This is a genomic window from Saccharothrix sp. DSM 118769 (genome assembly GCF_052936295.1).
Window position 1 is genome coordinate 7460566 of record NZ_CP193627.1, and the last position, 17191, is coordinate 7477756.

The window sequence follows — 17191 nt, forward strand, 5'->3', positions numbered from 1 at the left end:
AGGGGGCAGTCCAGTTGCAGCGGGCCACCCTCCCTCTACTACGGTGATCGTCTACGCGGTTGAAAAGCCAGCCGCAAGCCACCCCGGGAGCCCGCGAGGGCACGAGGGTCAGCGAGAGCTGTGGGCTTGCCGGTGTTGGCACCCGCGTGTCCACGACTCTCGCACTGCTGGCCTGGCTACCGGTACCGACGTGCGAGAGAGGAGCCCGACCGTGGTCGGGGACAACGGCCGAGACGATTCGCTGACCGCGCGGATCGCCAGCCTCGAGGCCGAGGTGGTGGGGCTGCGCAAAGCCGTGCAGACGCGCACGGTGATCGGTCAGGCCACGGGCCTGATCTCCGCCGTCCAGGGCTGCACGCCCCAGGAGGGCTTCCAACTGCTCGTGCGCATGTCGCAGCACCACAACGTCAAGCTGCACACGATCGCCCTGAAGCTGCTCGACCTGTCCGTCGAACTGGGGCCGCGCCAGGCTGTGCGCGCGGTGCACCACTCGGCCGAGACCAACGGGCGGGTCGCCGCGTCCGAGTGGCCGGGGGTGGACGTGGTGCACGCGGCGCGGCAGCTCGTCGCCGCCTACGACGCCTACGCGGCGGCGCAGGACTCCGGTGACGAGCAGGCCGAGGTGCGAAGACAGCTGGCCGACCAGGTGACCCTGGCCGGCCAGCTGCTGGCGGAGAAGCTCACCGAGGTCGGCTGGCTGCCCGAGGAGAGATGACGGCGAAGGAGTCGGCGGGCAGGTGCACCGCCCGTCCGACCACCTTCACGCCCTCGGAGGCCAGCAGCAGCTCCCCCGGCTCGACGTCGAGGTTCACCGCGGTGTCCGGACCCAGGTTGGCCGCGACCCGGAGGTCGCCCCGGTGCAGCACCAGCACCGAGCCCTCCTCGCGCACCGCGAACCGGTCGAGGCCCGGGTCGGCCAGCTCGGGCCGCGCCCGGCGCAGGCGGATCAGCTCCCGGTACGCGCCGTGCAGCTCCCGGTGGCCGGGCTCGGCCACCTCGTCCCACTCCAGGGTGGACCGGCGCACCGTCTCCGGGTCCATCGGGTCGGGCACCTCGGACTCGCCCCACCCGTGCCGGCCGAACTCGCGCCGCCGCCCGGTGCGCACGGCCTCGGCCAGCTCCGGGTCGGGGAACGAGGCGAAGAACTGCCACGGCGTGCTCGCCGCCCACTCCTCGCCCATGAAGATCATCGGCGTGTACGGCGAGGTGAGCACGATCGCCGCGCCCACCGCGAGCCGCCGCCACGGCACGGTCGCGGACAGCCGGTCGCCGGTGGCGCGGTTGCCGACCTGGTCGTGGTTCTGCAGGTAGGCCAGGAAGCGGTAGCCGGGCAGCCTCGGGTCGACCGGGCGGCCGTGCCGGCGGCCCCGGAACGACGACCACGTGCCCGCGTGCAGGAACGTCCCGCGCAGCGTCGTCGCCAGCTTCCCCGCGAAGTCGGGGTAGTAGCCGGAGGTGTCGCCGCTGAGCGCCACGTGCAGCGCGTGGTGCAGGTCGTCGGCCCACTGGGCGTGCAGCCCGTACCCGCCGGCCTCGCGCGCGGTGACCAGGCGGGCGTCGTTGAGGTCGGACTCCGCGATCAGCGTCAGCGGCCTGCCGAGGCCCGCCGACAGCGCGTCGACCTCGACGGCCAGCTGTTCGAGCAGGTGCACCGCGCTGCGGTCCACGAGGGCGTGCACGGCGTCCAGCCGCAGCCCGTCGACGTGGAAGTCGCGCAGCCAGCCCAGCGCGTTGTCGACCACGTACCGGCGCACCTCGTCGGCGCCGGAGCCGTCGAGGTTGAGGCCGGGGCCCCAGTCGTTGCTGCCCGCGAAGTACGGCCCGAACCGGTCGAGGTAGGCCCCGGACGGCCCGAGGTGGTTGTAGACCACGTCGAGCAGCACGGCGAGGCCCCGCGCGTGGCAGGCGTCGACGAACCGCTTGAACCCGTCGGGCCCGCCGTAGGGCTCGTGCACCGCGCCCCACAGCACGCCGTCGTAGCCCCAGCCCGCGGTGCCGTCGAACGAGTTGACCGGCATCACCTCGACGTGCGTGACGCCGAGGTCCACGAGGTGGTCGAGCCGCTCGACGGCCGCGTCGAACGTGCCGCCGGGCGTGAACGTGCCGACGTGCAGCTCGTAGACGACCGCGCCGGGCAGGGCGCGCCCGGTCCACGCGCCGTCGGTCCAGGCGAACGCCGAGTGGTCGTAGACGCGGGACGGGCCGTGCACGCCCCCGGGCTGCCACGCCGAGCGCGGGTCGGGCAGCGCCTCGCCGGAGCCGTCCAGCACGAACGCGTAGTCCGTGCCGGGCGCGTCCGCGCCGGGGACGTCGGCGTGCCACCACCCGCCCGCGCCCGCGGTCATCTCGTGGTCGCGGCCGTCGACGCGGACCTGGACGCGGTCGCGCGACGGCGCCCACACCGAGAAAGTCACTGGTCTCCTCGCACGAGCAGGGCCACCGGGTAGCGGTCCAGCAGGTCGGCCAGCCGGGGGGCGCCCGACAGGCCGGACCGGGAGGTGAGCACGTCGGTCCACTCCCCCGGCGGCAGCGGCAGCGCGGTGCCGCCCCAGCCGCCCGCGTCGGCCAGGCCCAGGGGCAGGCGGGTGGCGACCGCGACCACGCCGGTCCGCTCGAACGCGACCGCGTGCGCCGCGGCCGGTCCGGAGGCGGGCAGCGGCCGGTAGCCGCGGAACAGCTCCGGCCGTTCCCGCCGCAGCCGCAGCGCGTGGCGCACGACGTGCAGCTTGGCCGCGCCGGAGTCGTCGACGTCGGGCAGCCAGCCCCCGTCGAGGCGGGCCAGCAGCCGCCGCCGCACCTCGTAGTCGACGGGCCGCCGGTTGTCCGGGTCGACCAGCGACAGGTCCCACAGCTCGGTGCCCTGGTAGACGTCGGGCACGCCCGGCGCGGTGAGCTGCACGAGCTTCTGGCCGAGCGCGTTGGACCAGCCCGGCGCCACGACCCGGTCGACGAACGAGGCGACCTCGGCGGCCACCGGCCCGTCCAGCACCTCGTCGGGCCACGCGGCGACGGCGGCCTCGAACTCCTCGTCGTGGTCGGTCCACGTGGTGCGGACCTTCGACTCCTTGGCGGCCTTGTCCAGGTAGGCGCGCATCCGGTCGGCGGTGGTGGGCCACGCGCCGACCAGGGACTGCCAGGCCAGCGCGTTGAGCGACGGCTCGTCGATCGGGTGCGCGGCGGTCCACCGGCGCACGTGGTCGGCGAACTCGCCGGGGATCTCGGCGAGCACCGCGAGCCGGGCCCGCACGTCCTCGGACCGCTTGGTGTCGTGCGTCGACAGCGTCGTCATGGCGTGCGGGTGGGACGCCTCGCGCGCCGCCTGCCTGCGGTGGAACTCCTCGACGGGCACGCCGAACCGGTCGGGCGCGCCGCCGACCTCGTTGAGCGCGACGAACCGGGTGTACCGGTAGAACGCGGTGTCCTCGGTGCCCTTGGCCACGACCATGCCGGAGGTCTGCTGGAGCCGGGTGGCCAGCTCGCCGCCCGGGTCGGCGCGGACCTGCTCGTCCAGGGCGCGGGCCGCGGGCGACGTGGCCGAGGCGATCGCCGCCTCCCACGCGTCGAGCCCCTCGGGCAGGTAGGAGCGGTAGACCGGGAAGCCGACCATGACCTCGGCGACGGCGCGCTCGGCGGCGTCCCGGTCCGGGTGGTCGACCAGCGCCGCGATCCGCCGCACCTCGGCGCGCAGGATCGTGCGCGCCACCAGCTCGCGGGACTCGCGCTCCACGGCGTGGAAGTCCACGGGCACGCCCAGCTCCTCGGCCAGCGCGGTGAACCCGGCCTCGCCGGCGGGGTCGACGAACAGCCCGCACACCTCGCGCAGCGCGTCGTAGCCGGTGGTGCCGTCCGCGGGCCAGCTCGCGGGCAGCGGCTCGTCGGCGCCGAGGATCTTCTCCACGACCAGCCACGCGCCGCCCGAGCGCTCCCTGAGCCGCCGCACGTACCCGCCGGGGTCGGCCAGGCCGTCCGGGTGGTCCACGCGCAGGCCGGTGACCTCGCCCGCCGCCACCCAGCGCAGCACCTCGTCGTGGGTGGCGTCGAACACCTCGGGGTCCTCGACGCGGACCGCGGCGAGCGTGGTGATGTCGAAGAACCGGCGGTAGTTCAGCTCGGTGTTGCCGCGCCGCCAGAACACCAGGTCGTAGTGCTCGTGGTGCTCCTCGGAGCCCTCGTCGCCGGCGAACGGCAGCTTGAGCGGCCCCGAACCCCAGTCCACGTCGAAGTACTTCGCGTACACCGAGTCCCGCCCGTGCCGCAGGACGTCCTGCCACCACGGGTTGACCTGCCCGTCGTCCACGGCCATGTGGTTGGGCACGATGTCCAGCACGAACCCGAGGCCGGCGCGCCGGACGGCCTTGCTCAGCGCGACCCGCCCGGCCTCGCCGCCGAAGTCCTCGCGGGCCTTCGTCGGGTCGGTCACGTCGTAGCCGTGCGTGGAGCCCGGCACGGCCTCCAGCAGCGGCGACGCGTACAGCGCGCCCGCGCCCAGCGCGTCGAGGTAGTCGACGACGGCCTCCGCGTCGGCGAAGGTGAAGTCCGGCGTGAACTGGAGGCGGTAGGTGGCGGACGGCGGCGTCCCCTGCCCGCTCATTCCTGACCCGTCCGCTGGAGCACGACCAGGGACCGGGCGCGCAGCGCGAGCGTGCCGCCCGCCTGCACCGGTTCACCCTGGTCGGGGCTGGTCACCGCGCCGGTGGCGGTGTCGACCACGGGCGTCCACTGCACGCCGTAGCCCTCCTCCGGCAGGGTCACGTCGATGTCCTCGTGGTGGGCGTTGAACGCCACCAGGAACGAGTCGTCGAGCACCCGCATGCCGCGCTGGTCCAGGTCCGGGATGCCCTCGCCGTTGAGGAACACGACGATGCACTTGCCGAACCCGTCATCCCAGTTCTGCTCCTGCATTTCTTCACCCGAAGGTGTGAACCAGGCGATATCGCGCAGCTCGTCGCCCTTGCGGATGGGCTTGCCCGCGAAGAACCGGCGGCGGCGCAGCACGGGGTGCTGCTTGCGGAACTCGGTGAGCGCCGCGGTGAAGTCGACCAGGTCGCGGTTCTTCTCGGACAGCGTCCAGTCCACCCAGGACAGCTCGGTGTCCTGGCAGTAGGCGTTGTTGTTGCCCTGCTGCGTGCGACCCATCTCGTCGCCGTGCAGCAGCATCGGCACGCCCTGCGACAGCAGCAGCGTGGCCAGCATGTTCCGCTGCTGGCGGGCCCGCAGCTCGTTGACCTCGGGGTCGTCGGTGGGCCCTTCGACGCCGCAGTTCCACGACCGGTTGTCGTCGGCGCCGTCGCGGCCGTCCTCGCCGTTGGCCTCGTTGTGCTTGTCGTTGTACGAGACCAGGTCGTTGAGGGTGAAGCCGTCGTGCGCGGTGACGAAGTTGACCGACGCGTACGGCCGCCGCCCGTCGTCCTTGTAGAGGTCCGACGAACCGGTGATGCGGGAGGCGAACTCGCCGAGCGTGGCCGGCTCGCCGCGCCAGAAGTCGCGCACCGTGTCGCGGTACTTGCCGTTCCACTCGGTCCACAGCGGCGGGAAGTTGCCGACCTGGTAGCCGCCGGGCCCGACGTCCCACGGCTCCGCGATGAGCTTGACCTGGCTGACCACCGGGTCCTGCTGCACGAGGTCGAAGAACGTGGACAGCCGGTCCACGTCGTAGAACTCGCGGGCCAGGGTGGCGGCGAGGTCGAAGCGGAACCCGTCGACCCGCATCTCGGTCACCCAGTACCGCAGCGAGTCCATGATCAGCTGGAGCGTGTGCGGGCTGCGCACGTTCAGCGAGTTCCCGGTGCCGGTGTAGTCCATGTAGAACTTCTGGTCGTCCTCGACCAGCCGGTAGTACGCCTGGTTGTCGATGCCGCGCATGGACAGCGTCGGCCCCAGGTGGTTGCCCTCGGCGGTGTGGTTGTAGACCACGTCGAGGATGACCTCGATGCCGGCCTCGTGCAGGGCGCGGACCATGCCCTTGAACTCCTGCACCTGGCCCGCGTTGTCCCTCAGCGCCGCGTAGTCCTCGTGCGGGGCGAAGAAGCCGATGGTGTTGTAGCCCCAGTAGTTGCGCAGGCCCTTCTCGCTCAGGCCGTGGTCGGTGACGAACTGGTGCACGGGCATCAGCTCGATCGCCGTCACGCCCAGGCCCTTGAGGTGGTCGATCACCACCGGGTGCGCCAGGCCCGCGTAGGTGCCCCGCAACCGCTCGGGGATCTCCGGGTGCTGCATGGTCAGGCCCTTGACGTGGGCCTCGTAGATGACGGTCTCGTTGTACGGGGTGTTCGGCGGGCGGTCGTTCGCCCAGTCGAAGAACGGGTTGACCACGACCGACAGCGGCACGTGGCCCGCCGAGTCCTCGTCGTTGCGCTGGTCGGGGTCCCCGAACGGGTAGCCGAACAGCGACTCGTGCCAGTGCACCTCGCCCGTGATCGCCTTGGCGTACGGGTCGATGAGCAGCTTGTTCGGGTTGCAGCGCAGGCCGCGGTCCGGGTCGTACGGCCCGTGCACGCGGTAGCCGTAGCGCTGACCCGGGCCGACGCCGAGGAGGTAGCCGTGGTGGACGAAGCCGTCCACCTCCGGCAACCGCACGCGCGTCTCGGTCCCGTCGTCGTCGAACAGGCACAGCTCGACGTAGTCCGCGACCTCCGAGAAGAGGGTGAAGTTCGTGCCGACGCCGTCGTACGTCGCGCCGAGCGGGTAGGGAGTACCGGGCCAGGGCCGCACAGGGATTTTCCTCCGGACGAGCTGAGACGTTCCGACCCCTACCGTTCTAGGTCACGGTCGGCCGGCGTGCGACCTGACGAGCTGCCCGCGGGCCGCGACGAGCAGCAGCCTGGCCTCCTGGAGCTCCAGGTAGCGCAGGTGCTCCGCGGCGGCCTCGGCGCAGGCCACGGCCTGCGACAGGGCTTCGTCGGAACCCGCGTGGGTCCGCCGCAGGGCGTCCCGCAGGGACTCCTCGGCGTGGTGCGCGCCGGACCGGGGGTCGGCGAGGGTGGACGGGCGGACAGCCGCCAGGACGCGTTCGACGGCCACTTCGAGCGCGTCCGCGGGGGCCGCCGACGGGATCATCTGCTCGGGCAACTCGGGCACCAGCCCGGTGCGGGCCACCAACTCGGTGTTCACGGGTGAACGCCACCTCCAACCACTGCACGGGTGACTTCTGGACGATACTCCGCAGGTGGGGGGCCCGCGGTGACGCACGTGTTGCGGATCATCGGCCGCGTCCGCCCGCGAGGGCCGCCGCGACCCGGCGCACTCCAGGGTCGTCGAACAGGCCGTCCAGCGCGACCGGGAGCGGGATGCGCCAGTTGGGGTACTGGTCCGTGGTGCCGGGCAGGTTGGGCTGGCGGGTCTCACCCAGTGCGTCCTGGGGCGATGTCAGCACGAGCACGGAACGGGCCTTCGCGAGCAGGGCGTGGAACGCGGTAACCAGGTCATCGGCAGGCACACCCTCTTGCTTGAGCAGTTCGACCAACTCCGCGCGCTCGCGCGCGGCTGCCTCGTATTCCCCGTCGACGGGGCCTTCAAACTGCCCCAGTTCGGCCCGCACCCGAACGTGTTCCGCGGCCAGGAAACCGGCGGCCGTGGGCAGGTCGTGGGTGGAGATGCTCGCCATGGCCGACGCGGTCCACTTCTCCGGCGGGATCAGCGGGTGGTCGGGCAGCTCCCACTCGCGCTGGAACCACAGCACGGCCGAGCTGAGCATCCCGTCGCGGTGCAGCGCCTCGGTGACCTTCGGCTCGACCGTGCCCAGGTCCTCGCCCACCACGACCGCGTTCGCCCGGCTCGCCTCGACCTTGAGCACGGCGAGCATCGCGTCCGCGTCGTAGTGCACGTACGTGCCGCGGGTGGGCGGCTCGCCCGGGGGGATCCACCACAGCCGCCACAGGCCGGCCACGTGGTCGATGCGGATGCCGTCGGCGTGCCGCAGCACGCTGCGCACCACCTGGCGGAACGGCTCGTAGCCCTGCTCGGCGAGCCGGTCGGGCCGCCACGGCGGCAGGTTCCAGTCCTGGCCGAGCTGGCTGAACGCGTCGGGCGGCGCGCCGACCGTGACGTCGGCGGCGAACGCGTCGCGCACCGCCCACGTGTCCGCGCCGCCGGGGTGCACGCCCACCGGCAGGTCGTGCACGACGCCGACCGCCATGCCCGCGTCGCGCGCGGCCCGGCGGGCGGCGGCGAGCTGCTGCTCGCACAGCTCCTGGAGCCAGGCGTGGAACGCCACCCGCTCCGGGTCGGGGGTCGCGGTGGCGGGGTCGCGCTGCTCCTCGGGCCACTCGCGCCAGTCCGGGCCGTGCACCTCGGCCAGCGCGCAGAACCGGGCGAAGCCCTCCAGCTCGCCCTCGGGCGTCCGGTGCTCGACCAGCGGCCAGAGCAGCTCCAGGGCGCGGGCCTTGGCGGTCCACACCGCGTCGTAGTCGATCAGCTCGGTGTCGTTGCCCGGGTTGAGGGCGTCGATCTCGGCGCGCAGCTCCGGCGGGGCCGCGCGGTACGCCGGGACGTCCGACACCCGCAGGTAGAGCGGGTTGGCGTAGCGGCGGCTGGCCGGCGAGTACGGGGAGCGCTCGACCGGCGTGGTCGGGCTGACCGCCTGCACCGGGTTGACCAGCAGCACGCCCGCGCCCAGCTCCTCGGCGCTGCGCCGGGCCAGGGTGGCGAGGTCGGCGAAGTCGCCCATGCCCCACGAGTCGGCCGAGCGCGCCGCGTACAGCTGGAGCATCCAGCCCCACGCGCGGGGCACCGGGTCGAGCTTCGCGGGGGCGACGATCACCGTGCGGTCGCCCTGCCGGTGGTAGCCGACGGGCAGGGCGGCGGGCAGCTCGACCGCGCCGCCGTCCTCCAGGTCGACCGCGCCGGTCCCCCCCAGCACCTCGCCCTCGGTGAGCACCACCGTCCGGGGCGGCGGCTTCGGCGCGGCGAGCGCGCGCCGGACCGCCTCGGGTGTGGAGGCGTCCACGTCGAGTTGGGCGAGGACGGCCACCACGACGTCGGCGTCGACGTCCGCGCGGCGCTGCCCGGCGTCCTCGTAGTGGGTGGCCACGCCGTGTGCCTCGGCCAGTGCCGCGAGCTCGTCGTCCACGCTGGACAGCTTGGTCTCCTCTGCCGGTGCGCGGCCAGGCCGGTAGGGCCTGGTCACCCGATGGTTGCAGGAAGTTCTCGGTGGTTAATGACCCGGACGCGCGGTCGTCAAACCAGCGGTCCGGAGGAATCCCGTGCGACCAGTCGGGCGCCGGGCCGCTCGTGCTCCGCGTCCTCGCCCCGCAGGGTGGCCAGGAGGACGCGCACGGCGTGCTCGCCGCGCTCGCGCCAGGAGCCCTCGACGGCGGTGATGCCCATGGCCCGGGTCAGGTCGACGCCCTCCAGGCTGACCACCGACACGTCGCCCGGCACGGCCCGGCCGTCGCGGCGCAGCCGCAGCAGGGCGCCCAGCGCCACCTCGCCGCTCGCGCTGATCACCGCCGTGGGCAGGTGCTCGCCGTCGAAGAGCACCTCGACCACCTGCTCGCCGGCCGCGACTGTCGGCGACGACCACAGCGTCCACTCGGGACGCACCCGGAGGCCCTCGGCGACCAGGGCGGCCTCGTGGTGCTCGTCGACGTCCTCGCCGAGCACCAGCGCCACGTCGCGGTGCCCGAGCCGCGCCAGGTGGCGGGCGGCGAGGCCCAGCGCCTCGCGCGGGTCGTCGGCGCGGACCGCGACCACCGGCACGTCGAGCGCGGCCAGCGCGGCGTCCTCGGCCCCGGTGAGGCCCACGCTCAGCGCGAGCACGCCGTCGACCCGCCGGGCCAGCGGCAGCAGCTCGTCCTCGAAGAACCTGGTCCGCGCCGCCGCGTCGCGCAGCCCGTACAGCAGCACGTCGTACCCGGCCTGCCGCAGCGCGCCCTCGGCCCCGGCCAGCAGGTCGCCGCGCGCCACGTCCCCGGTGAGCACGGCGATCGCGTACCGCCTGCCGCCCGCGAGGCTGGAGGCGTCCCGGGCGATCGCGTACCGCATGCGCTTGGCGACCTCGGTGACGTACCGGCGGGTGGCCTCGGACACGCCGGGCTCGCCGCGCAGCGCCCGCGACACCGTCGCGGCGGACACCCCGGCGGCCCGCGCCACGTCGGACATGCTCGTCAACTTCCACCTCCCGGCCTGGTACGAGCCTAGCGAGAACCGTACGGTGGACCCGGCGCGAACCCCGCGACGTGATCGGCCCACCGGTGGAAGGACGTTCGTGACGAAGCCAGGAGACGTCGCCCCCGACTTCACCCTGCCCGACCAGGACGGCACGCCGCGCTCCCTGTCGTCGCTGCTGGCCGGCGGTCCGGTGGTGCTGTTCTTCTACCCGGCCGCGATGACGTCCGGCTGCACGGCGGAGAGCTGCCACTTCCGCGACCTGGCCGCCGAGTTCGCCGAGGTCGGCGCGCGGCGGGTCGGGATCAGCCCGGACGCGGTGGACCGGCAGAAGCGGTTCGCGACGCTGAACGACTTCGACTACCCGCTGCTCTCGGACGCCGACGGCGAGGTGGCGGCGGCGTTCGGCGTGAAGCGCCGCTTCGGACCGCTGCCGGTGAAGCGGCACACGTTCGTGATCGACACCGACCGGGTCGTGGTCGAGGTGATCAAGTCGGAGTTCGCCATGAACGCCCACGCCGACAAGGCGCTCGCCGTCCTCCGGGAGCGCGCCGCTCGCTGACCCAGGAGCCCGAGCCCAGGAGCCCGAGCCCCGGGCCCGACCCCGCAGCGCCTAGGGCCGCAGGCCGGCCAGCACGAAGTCCGCGATCTCGACGCCCAGTTCGGTGGGCGACTTCGGGCCGTCCGGCCGGTACCAGGTCGGCAGCTGGTTCACCACGCCGAGGGCGATCAGCACGGCGGTGTCGGCGGGGACGCGGTCGCCGAACACGCCGTCGCGCTGGCCCCGCCGCACCACGTCGCGGAACGTCTCGTGGTAGCGCCGCCGCTCGGCGCGGAACTCGGCCACCCGCTCCGCGTCGAGGCGGTGCATCTCGCGCACGAACACGGCGGTCTCGTCCACGCTCTCCGCCGTCGTCTCGACGAGGCTGACCAGGATGTGCCGCACGGTGGTGCCCGCGTCCAGCCCGGCGGCGACGATCGAGTCCAGCTCGGCCATCTGCCGGCCGATGAGGGAGCGGTAGATGGCGAGCAGCAGGTCGTCCTTCGACCCGAAGTAGTGGTAGAGCGCGCCCTTGGTGACCGACGCGGCCTCCACCACCTCCTGCACGGTCGTCGCGTCGAACCCCTTGGCCGCGAACAGCCGCACCGCCGCGGCGACGATCCGCTCCGGGGTGGCCCTGGTGCCCCGCGCCACCGGTCAGGCCCCCGGTGCCAGGGCGCGCACCAGGTCGAGCTGGTCGGCGCCGGTGGGCAGCAGCGCGATGACCGGCGTGTCCACCCCGTTGGCCCGGTACCGCGCCACGTGCGCCCGGCACTCGTCGACGCCGCCGTGCACGATCAGCTGGTCGACCACCTCGTCGGGGACGAGCGCGCCCGCGCCGCGCCGGTCGCCCGCCGCCCACGCCTCGTTCATGGGCCGCAGCGCCTCGCCGCGCCCCAGCCACTCGTGGAACGCCGCGTAGGCGGGCACGGTGAGGTAGGTGCTGATCAGCATCCGCCCCAGCGCGCGGGCCGCGTCGGCGTCCTCGGTCGGGCACACGAAGATCCGCGCGGCCAGCTCGCCCTCGCCCAGCTCCTCGCGCACCCTGGGCACGTCGTCCGCGCCGAGCCAGTTGGTGATGGCGCCGTCGGCCTCGCGCCCGGCCAGCCGCAGCATGCCCGGCCGCAGCGCCGCCAGCATGATCGGCACGGGCCGCTCGGGCGCGCGCTCCAGCCGGAAGCCGCGGACGGCGAACGTGTCGTACTCCCGCGTGACCTTCTCGCCGGCGAGCGCGGCCTTGAGGAAGCGCAGCGTGTCCCGGGTGCGCTTGAACGGCTCGCTGAACTCGACGCCGTTCCACCGCTGCACGATGGCGGGCGAGGACGACCCGATGCCCAGCACGAACCGGCCGCCGGACACCTCGGCGAGCGTGGCCGCCGTCATGGCCAGCGTCGCGGGGCCGCGCGTGTAGACGGGGGCGATGGCCGTGCCCAGCCGGAGGTCCGGCGCCCACTGCGCGGCCAGGGCCAGCGGCGTGAACGCGTCCGTGCCGGCGGTCTCGGCCGACCACACGTCGGTGTAGCCGAGGCCGGCCAGTTCGGCGACCAACTCCCGGTGGTCGAGCACGGGCACCCCGGTCAACGGCAGCGTGATTCCCCAACGGCCCACTGTTCGCCTCCTCAGCTCCGGGCCACCGTACCCCAGGTACCGACCAGTCGGTATGCCGGAGCGGACCCGCCGGGGACGCCGACGGGTCCGCTCCGGGACGGGGGGGTGAGGGGTCAGAGGGTGATGCCGCGCTCGCCGAGCCAGCCGACGGGGTCGATCTTCTGCGCGCCGCCGACCCACACCTCGAAGTGCAGGTGCGGCCCGGTCGACTGGCCGCGGTTGCCCATGGTGGCGATCTGCTGACCGGCCTTCACCTGCGCGCCCTGGGCCACGAGGATCTCGTTGACGTGCCCGTAGATCGTGATGGTGCCGTCGCCGTGCCGGACGCGCACCCACAGGCCGAACCCGGAGGCCGGGCCCGCCTCCACGACCACGCCGTCCTCGACGGAGAGGATCGGGGTGCCGATGGAGTTGGCGATGTCCACGCCGTAGTGGGTGTCGCCCCAGCGCGCGCCGAACCCGGACGTGAACGAGCCCTCGGCGGGCTTGACGGCCTTCGGCCGCGCCGCGACGGCGGCGGCCTCGGCGGCGAGCCGCACGTCCTCCGCGTCCTTCGCCGCCTGGGCGTCCTTCGCGGCCTGCTCGTCCTGCTGGCGCTTCAGGTCGGCCTGGCGCGCGGTGTAGCCGTCGGACGCCTGCCGGATGGCCTGGTCCACGTGCTGCCGCGCGTACAGCGCCTCGGACCGCATGAGCTTCGCGGTCTCCAGGCCGGGCTCGACGGCGTGCACCGTCCGGATCTCGGTGGCCCGCGGGGCGGCGCTGTGCGCCAGGGCGGCGGCCACGTCGGACCCGGCGCCGAGGGGGATGAACCGGGTGTCGTCGGAGCCGAGGCCGGTGGCCGCGCCGATGCCGGTGGTCAGGGTGCCGACCGCGACGACGGTGGCCGCCACGCGACCGCTCACGGGGAACCGGTCGCAGCTCACGCGGTGGGTTCCGGGTCGACCGGTGGTCCTCGGGGGCGCGGCGAACGCGCGGCGACCACTGGCCTGGGAGTGCCGTGCCAAGGTTGTGCCTTCCTGCATCGGGGAGCCCGGTCGGGACGCCTGGCGGGGGAACCGGGCGGAGCCGCTTTCGGGGAGCGACGCCGTGTCCCTTTGGTGACCGAACCGTGACATGCGGCAGGGAACGTAACCGGCCGTGACCGATGGAGGCAAGCTTTCGCGCAACTCCTGCGCCTGGATGGTGAGATACCCCACCGTTTATCACTCAGCGTGTTCAGATACGCGCTGGTTTCGCATAGTGCCGTTATCGAAGGTCGCGTCGGGAACCGAGAAGTGCAGGTAGGGCACCGCGTAGCACGGGTCGCCGCGCGCGTGGCGGGACCGGTGACCCGCCGTGGTCGGGCACACCCCGGACGAGGGGCGTCCCGGACGACGTTCGCGCAGGTCGGGACGGGTGCGGCGGCCGGTGTCGGCACGACCGGCCCCGGGAACGCGGCAGGGCCCGCGCCGGGAGCGGCGCGGGCCCTGTCCGGTGCTGTTCCGACTACCGGTAGCGGGGGTCCACCGGCGGGAGCTGCTCGATCGCCTTGCCCTCGTGGACCACGCGCATCGCCCGGAACCAGGTCGGCGCCGCCACCTGGCCGCCGAAGACGCCGCCGGCGTCGTTCGTGCCGCACAGGCGGGGCGGCGCGCCGTTGCAGATGACCTGGGGCGCCACGCCGTCGGTGAAGGTCATGACCGCGCCGGCGTACTGCGGGGTCGCGCCGATGAACGCCACCGACCAGTGGTTCTCGGTCGTGCCCGTCTTGCCGATCATCGGGCGGTCCCAGCCGGTCGCGGCGGCGGCGGCCGTGCCGCCGGGCTTCGTGTCCGCGCTCATGCCGTTGGCCAGGGCGTTCGCCACCTCGGGCGCCACGGCCTGCTCGCAGCCGGCTTCCTTCAGCTGCACCGGCTGCCCGTTGCGGTCGGTGACCTTCTCCACCGGGGTCGGCGGGCACCACGTGCCGCCGCTCATGATCGTCGCCGCGACGTTCGACAGCTCCAGGATGCTGGTCGGACCGGCGCCCAGGGTGAACGAACCGCTGTTGTCGCGCTTGTAGACGTCGCCCTGCGACGGGCCGTTGGAGCCGTCCGCCTTCAGCGGGTCGCCCGCGTTGTTCACGCCCTGCATCGAGTCGCGCAGGCCGAGCCGGTAGGCCATGTCGACGACGTTGTTCAGGCCGGCCTTCTCCTCCAGGATGATGAACCCGGTGTTCGGCGACGTCGCCAGTGCCTGGGTCAGGCTCATCTTCTCCGGGTACTTGGCGGCGTTCTTGACCGTGTAGCCCTTGTTGCCGTCCTTGTAGACCCGGGACGTGTAGGTCTCCGGCACGTCGATCTGCCGGTCGATGCCGGTCACGCCCCGCTCCAGCGCGGACGCGGCGGTGAACACCTTGTAGATCGAGCCCGCGCCGAACTTCGTCACCTCGGCCGGGATGGAGTACGCGCTCTGCCCGGCCTCGGCGTTGTTGCCGAAGTCGCGGTTGGCGGCCAGCGCCCGCACGCGGTGCTTGTCGCCGCCCGGCTGCACGACCGCCATGGCGTTGGCCACGCCCGGCTGGGTCTTGGGCACCTGCGACTCGGCGGCCTCCTTGGCGGCGCGCGTCGCGATCGGGTCCATGGTGCTGTGGATCGTGTAGCCGCCGCGCAGGATCTCGTCGACCGGCAGGCCCGAGCGGTCGAGGTAGTCGACCAGGTAGCGGCAGAAGAAGCCGTAGACCGGGCCGTCGCCCGCGCCGACGCAGCCGTTGGGCAGCAGCTTCAGGTCGGGCACGACGCCGATGTCCGCGGCCTTGGCCTCGTCGGCCTTCTCCTTGGCGACCTTCTCGTCCGTGCCGAACGCGCCGTTCTCCCGCATCTTGTCGATCACGGTGTTGCGCCGCTTGATCGCGGGGTCGGGGTCGGCGCCCGGGTTGAGCCGGCTCGGCTCGTTGACCAGGCCGGCGAGCATCGCGGCCTGCGGCACGGTCAGCTTGTCGGGCGTGGTGTCGAAGTACGTGCGGGCCGCCGCGCCGACGCCGTACGTGCCGTTGCCGAACGGGACGACGTTGAGGTACGCGGTGAGGATCTCGTCCTTCGTCATCTTCTGCTCGAGCTGCGTGGCGATGCGCGCCTCGCTGATCTTGCGGCCGATCGTCGCCTCGGTCGCCTTCTCGTACGCCTCGTCGGAGCCCTTGCCGACGACGAACGCGAGGTAGTTCTTCACGTACTGCTGGGTCAGCGTCGAGGCGCCCTGGGACGTCTCACCCTCCACGCCGGCCTTGGCCGCGGCACGGGCGATGCCCTGCCAGTCGACGCCCTTGTGGTCGAAGAACCGCTTGTCCTCGATCGCGATGATCGCGGCCTTCATCGTGTCGGCGATGCCCTCGGACGGCACGGGGATGCGGTACTGGTCGTACAGGTACGCGATGGGCTGGCCGTTCATGTCCAGCACGGTGGACACGAGCGGCAGCTCGGCCTCGGTCAACTCGGCCGAGGTCTGGTCGACGGTGTCGGCCGCCCGGTTGGAGGCCAACCCGAGGCCGCCCACGACGGGGAAGAGCAGCGCCGCGACGAGCACACCCGCCATCAGGCACAACCCCACCAACTTCACCAGACCTGTCGCGCGCGCGGCGAACACTGAACCTGCAACCCCTTTCGAAGCCCGCGGGGATACCCCCCATTGACTAAGTCGCACGGCGACCACCGCAGGTTGCTCGCGGGCGGGCGGGAAAATCACGAGGGGAGATCTCCGACGACAGTCGTCGAAGTTACTCCTGCCCGATCGTGGCCGGTGCGAAACCCCGCTCGGCCGGACGGACGAGCCGCCCAGCCACGACGGGGTGACCGACCTCACGAGCGACGGGGGCCGTCGAACACCTCCAGTGTCGAACGGGTGTTCGAGGAATTCAAGATCACGATCGGGTGATCACGTCGAGCGGAGCCTGATCGTCGCGCTCGCCCGCCGCACCTCCGCGCCCGCGCCGTGCGGCAGCACGTCCTCCAGGAACCCGTACGGGCGCAGCTCGGGGTCGCCCCGCCGCGACACCGTCCGCCACCACGTCGCGATGTCGCCCCACCCCGGCGCGGACAGCGAGCCGCCGAAGTGCTGGACCGACAGCGCGGCGCACAGGTTCGCGAACCGCACCCGGTGCTCCAGCGGCCACCCGGCGAGCGTGCCGAGCACGAACCCGGCGCCGAACACGTCCCCGGCGCCGGTGGAGTCAAGCGCCGCCACGTTGAGCCCCGGCACGTCGACCCGCTCGCCGGTGGCGGAGTCGACCGCCACCGCTCCCCCGCCGCCGCGGGTCACCACCACCACGGGCACGTGCTCGGCCAGCGACGCCGCGGCCCGCTCCGGCGTGTCGCTCCTGGTGTAGCGCTGCGCCTCCACGTGGTTGGGCAGGAACACGTCGTAGCCGTCGAGCCGCCGCAGCAGCTCGGGCGCCCACACCTCGGTGCGGTCCCAGCCGATGTCGGCGAACAGCAGCGCGCCCCGCTCCCTGGCCGCCGCCACCCACCGCTCGTCGTCGGCCCCGACGTGCACGAACGCGGCGCGGGTGAGCGGCGGCGGGTCGAGCAGCTCGTCGGCGCCCACCGGCGGCCGGTGCCCGTGGGTGACCATGGACCGGTCGCGGTCCATCGCCATGGACACGGTGACCGGCGAGTGCCAGCCGTAGAACCGGCGGCAGTAGCTCAGGTCGACGCCCTCCTGCTCGGCGAGGACCTCCCAGCAGAAGTCGCCGTAGGCGTCCTCGCCGAACGCGGCGGACAGCGCCGTGCGCAGCTGGAGCCTGCTCAGCGCCACGGCGAGGTTGGCGATGCCGCCCGGGCACGAGCCCAGGCCCTCGGCCCACACCTCCGTGCCCGGTGCGGGCGGCCGGGGCAGGCCGGTGAAGATGATGTCCAGGAACACCGTCCCGGACAGCAGCACGTCGAACTCGGGGGTCGGTGGTGGCGACGGCGGTGCCATGCCCAC

13 protein-coding genes are annotated in these 17191 nt (G+C 73.3%); 2 read left to right on the forward strand and 11 right to left on the reverse strand.

Features of this window, described 5'->3' with window-relative positions; translation table 11 throughout:
• Window positions 1-211 precede the first annotated feature (211 nt).
• Entirely contained in the window at window positions 212-715 is a 504-nt protein-coding gene (locus ACRAKJ_RS31130) for an ANTAR domain-containing protein (protein WP_438923154.1), read from the forward strand.
• Here the strand turns inward: ACRAKJ_RS31130 and treZ are convergent.
• The 6 genes from treZ to ACRAKJ_RS31160 all read right to left on the reverse strand — a co-directional run bounded on the left by treZ (window position 681) and on the right by ACRAKJ_RS31160 (window position 10098).
• Window positions 681-2414 (reverse strand): malto-oligosyltrehalose trehalohydrolase, encoded by a 1734-nt coding sequence (treZ, locus tag ACRAKJ_RS31135; protein ID WP_438923153.1) that lies wholly within the window; start codon window positions 2412-2414, stop codon window positions 681-683. The two genes, ACRAKJ_RS31130 and treZ, sit on opposite strands and share 35 nt — an antisense overlap.
• Window positions 2411-4591, reverse strand: coding sequence for a malto-oligosyltrehalose synthase (gene treY / locus ACRAKJ_RS31140; RefSeq protein ID WP_438923152.1), 2181 nt, complete (start codon window positions 4589-4591; stop codon window positions 2411-2413). Before treY ends, treZ begins: the two co-directional genes overlap by 4 nt.
• A complete protein-coding gene (gene glgX / locus ACRAKJ_RS31145; protein ID WP_438923151.1) occupies window positions 4588-6711 on the reverse strand; it encodes a glycogen debranching protein GlgX in 2124 nt (707 codons plus the stop codon). Before glgX ends, treY begins: the two co-directional genes overlap by 4 nt.
• 51 nt (window positions 6712-6762) lie before the next feature.
• Window positions 6763-7110 (reverse strand): hypothetical protein, encoded by a 348-nt coding sequence (locus ACRAKJ_RS31150; protein WP_438923150.1) that lies wholly within the window; start codon window positions 7108-7110, stop codon window positions 6763-6765.
• Window positions 7111-7198: 88 nt separating this feature from the next.
• Window positions 7199-9067 carry a 4-alpha-glucanotransferase gene (locus ACRAKJ_RS31155; RefSeq protein WP_438923149.1) on the reverse strand — a complete coding sequence of 623 codons (1869 nt, stop codon included), beginning with the start codon at window positions 9065-9067 and terminating at the stop codon, window positions 7199-7201.
• 107 nt (window positions 9068-9174) lie between these two features.
• Window positions 9175-10098, reverse strand: coding sequence for a substrate-binding domain-containing protein (locus ACRAKJ_RS31160; RefSeq protein ID WP_438923184.1), 924 nt, complete (start codon window positions 10096-10098; stop codon window positions 9175-9177).
• A gap of 106 nt (window positions 10099-10204) precedes the next feature.
• Between ACRAKJ_RS31160 and ACRAKJ_RS31165 the strand changes: the two genes are divergently transcribed.
• On the forward strand, window positions 10205-10666 hold the full coding sequence (locus ACRAKJ_RS31165) for a redoxin domain-containing protein (RefSeq protein ID WP_438923148.1): 462 nt from the start codon (window positions 10205-10207) through the stop codon (window positions 10664-10666).
• Between the two features lie 51 nt (window positions 10667-10717).
• Here the strand turns inward: ACRAKJ_RS31165 and ACRAKJ_RS31170 are convergent, their stop codons facing one another.
• The 5 genes from ACRAKJ_RS31170 to ACRAKJ_RS31190 form a co-directional block, all read right to left on the reverse strand.
• A complete protein-coding gene (locus ACRAKJ_RS31170; RefSeq protein WP_438923147.1) occupies window positions 10718-11299 on the reverse strand; it encodes a TetR/AcrR family transcriptional regulator in 582 nt (193 codons plus the stop codon).
• A gap of 3 nt (window positions 11300-11302) precedes the next feature.
• On the reverse strand, window positions 11303-12253 hold the full coding sequence (locus ACRAKJ_RS31175; protein ID WP_438923146.1) for an LLM class F420-dependent oxidoreductase: 951 nt from the start codon (window positions 12251-12253) through the stop codon (window positions 11303-11305).
• Window positions 12254-12366: 113 nt separating this feature from the next.
• The gene (locus tag ACRAKJ_RS31180) at window positions 12367-13155 is read right to left on the reverse strand and encodes a peptidoglycan DD-metalloendopeptidase family protein (RefSeq protein ID WP_438923145.1); all 789 of its coding nucleotides are present in this window, start codon (window positions 13153-13155) and stop codon (window positions 12367-12369) included.
• A 583-nt stretch (window positions 13156-13738) separates the two neighbouring features.
• Window positions 13739-15802: a transglycosylase domain-containing protein gene (locus ACRAKJ_RS31185; protein ID WP_438924681.1), complete on the reverse strand. Its 2064-nt coding sequence runs from the start codon at window positions 15800-15802 to the stop codon at window positions 13739-13741.
• 339 nt (window positions 15803-16141) lie between these two features.
• Entirely contained in the window at window positions 16142-17185 is a 1044-nt protein-coding gene (locus ACRAKJ_RS31190) for a PfkB family carbohydrate kinase (RefSeq protein ID WP_438924682.1), read from the reverse strand.
• Between the last annotated feature and the right edge of the window lie 6 nt (window positions 17186-17191).

What these genes read in the sequence shown, in the direction of transcription:
- ACRAKJ_RS31190 (WP_438924682.1), bottom strand. Translation starts at nt 17,185, where the DNA reads ATGGCACCGCCGTCGCCACCACCGACCCCCGAGTTCGACGTGCTGCTG.
- treY (WP_438923152.1), bottom strand. Translation starts at nt 4,591, where the DNA reads ATGAGCGGGCAGGGGACGCCGCCGTCCGCCACCTACCGCCTCCAGTTC.
- ACRAKJ_RS31185 (WP_438924681.1), bottom strand. Translation starts at nt 15,802, where the DNA reads ATGGCGGGTGTGCTCGTCGCGGCGCTGCTCTTCCCCGTCGTGGGCGGC.
- ACRAKJ_RS31160 (WP_438923184.1), bottom strand. Translation starts at nt 10,098, where the DNA reads ATGTCCGACGTGGCGCGGGCCGCCGGGGTGTCCGCCGCGACGGTGTCG.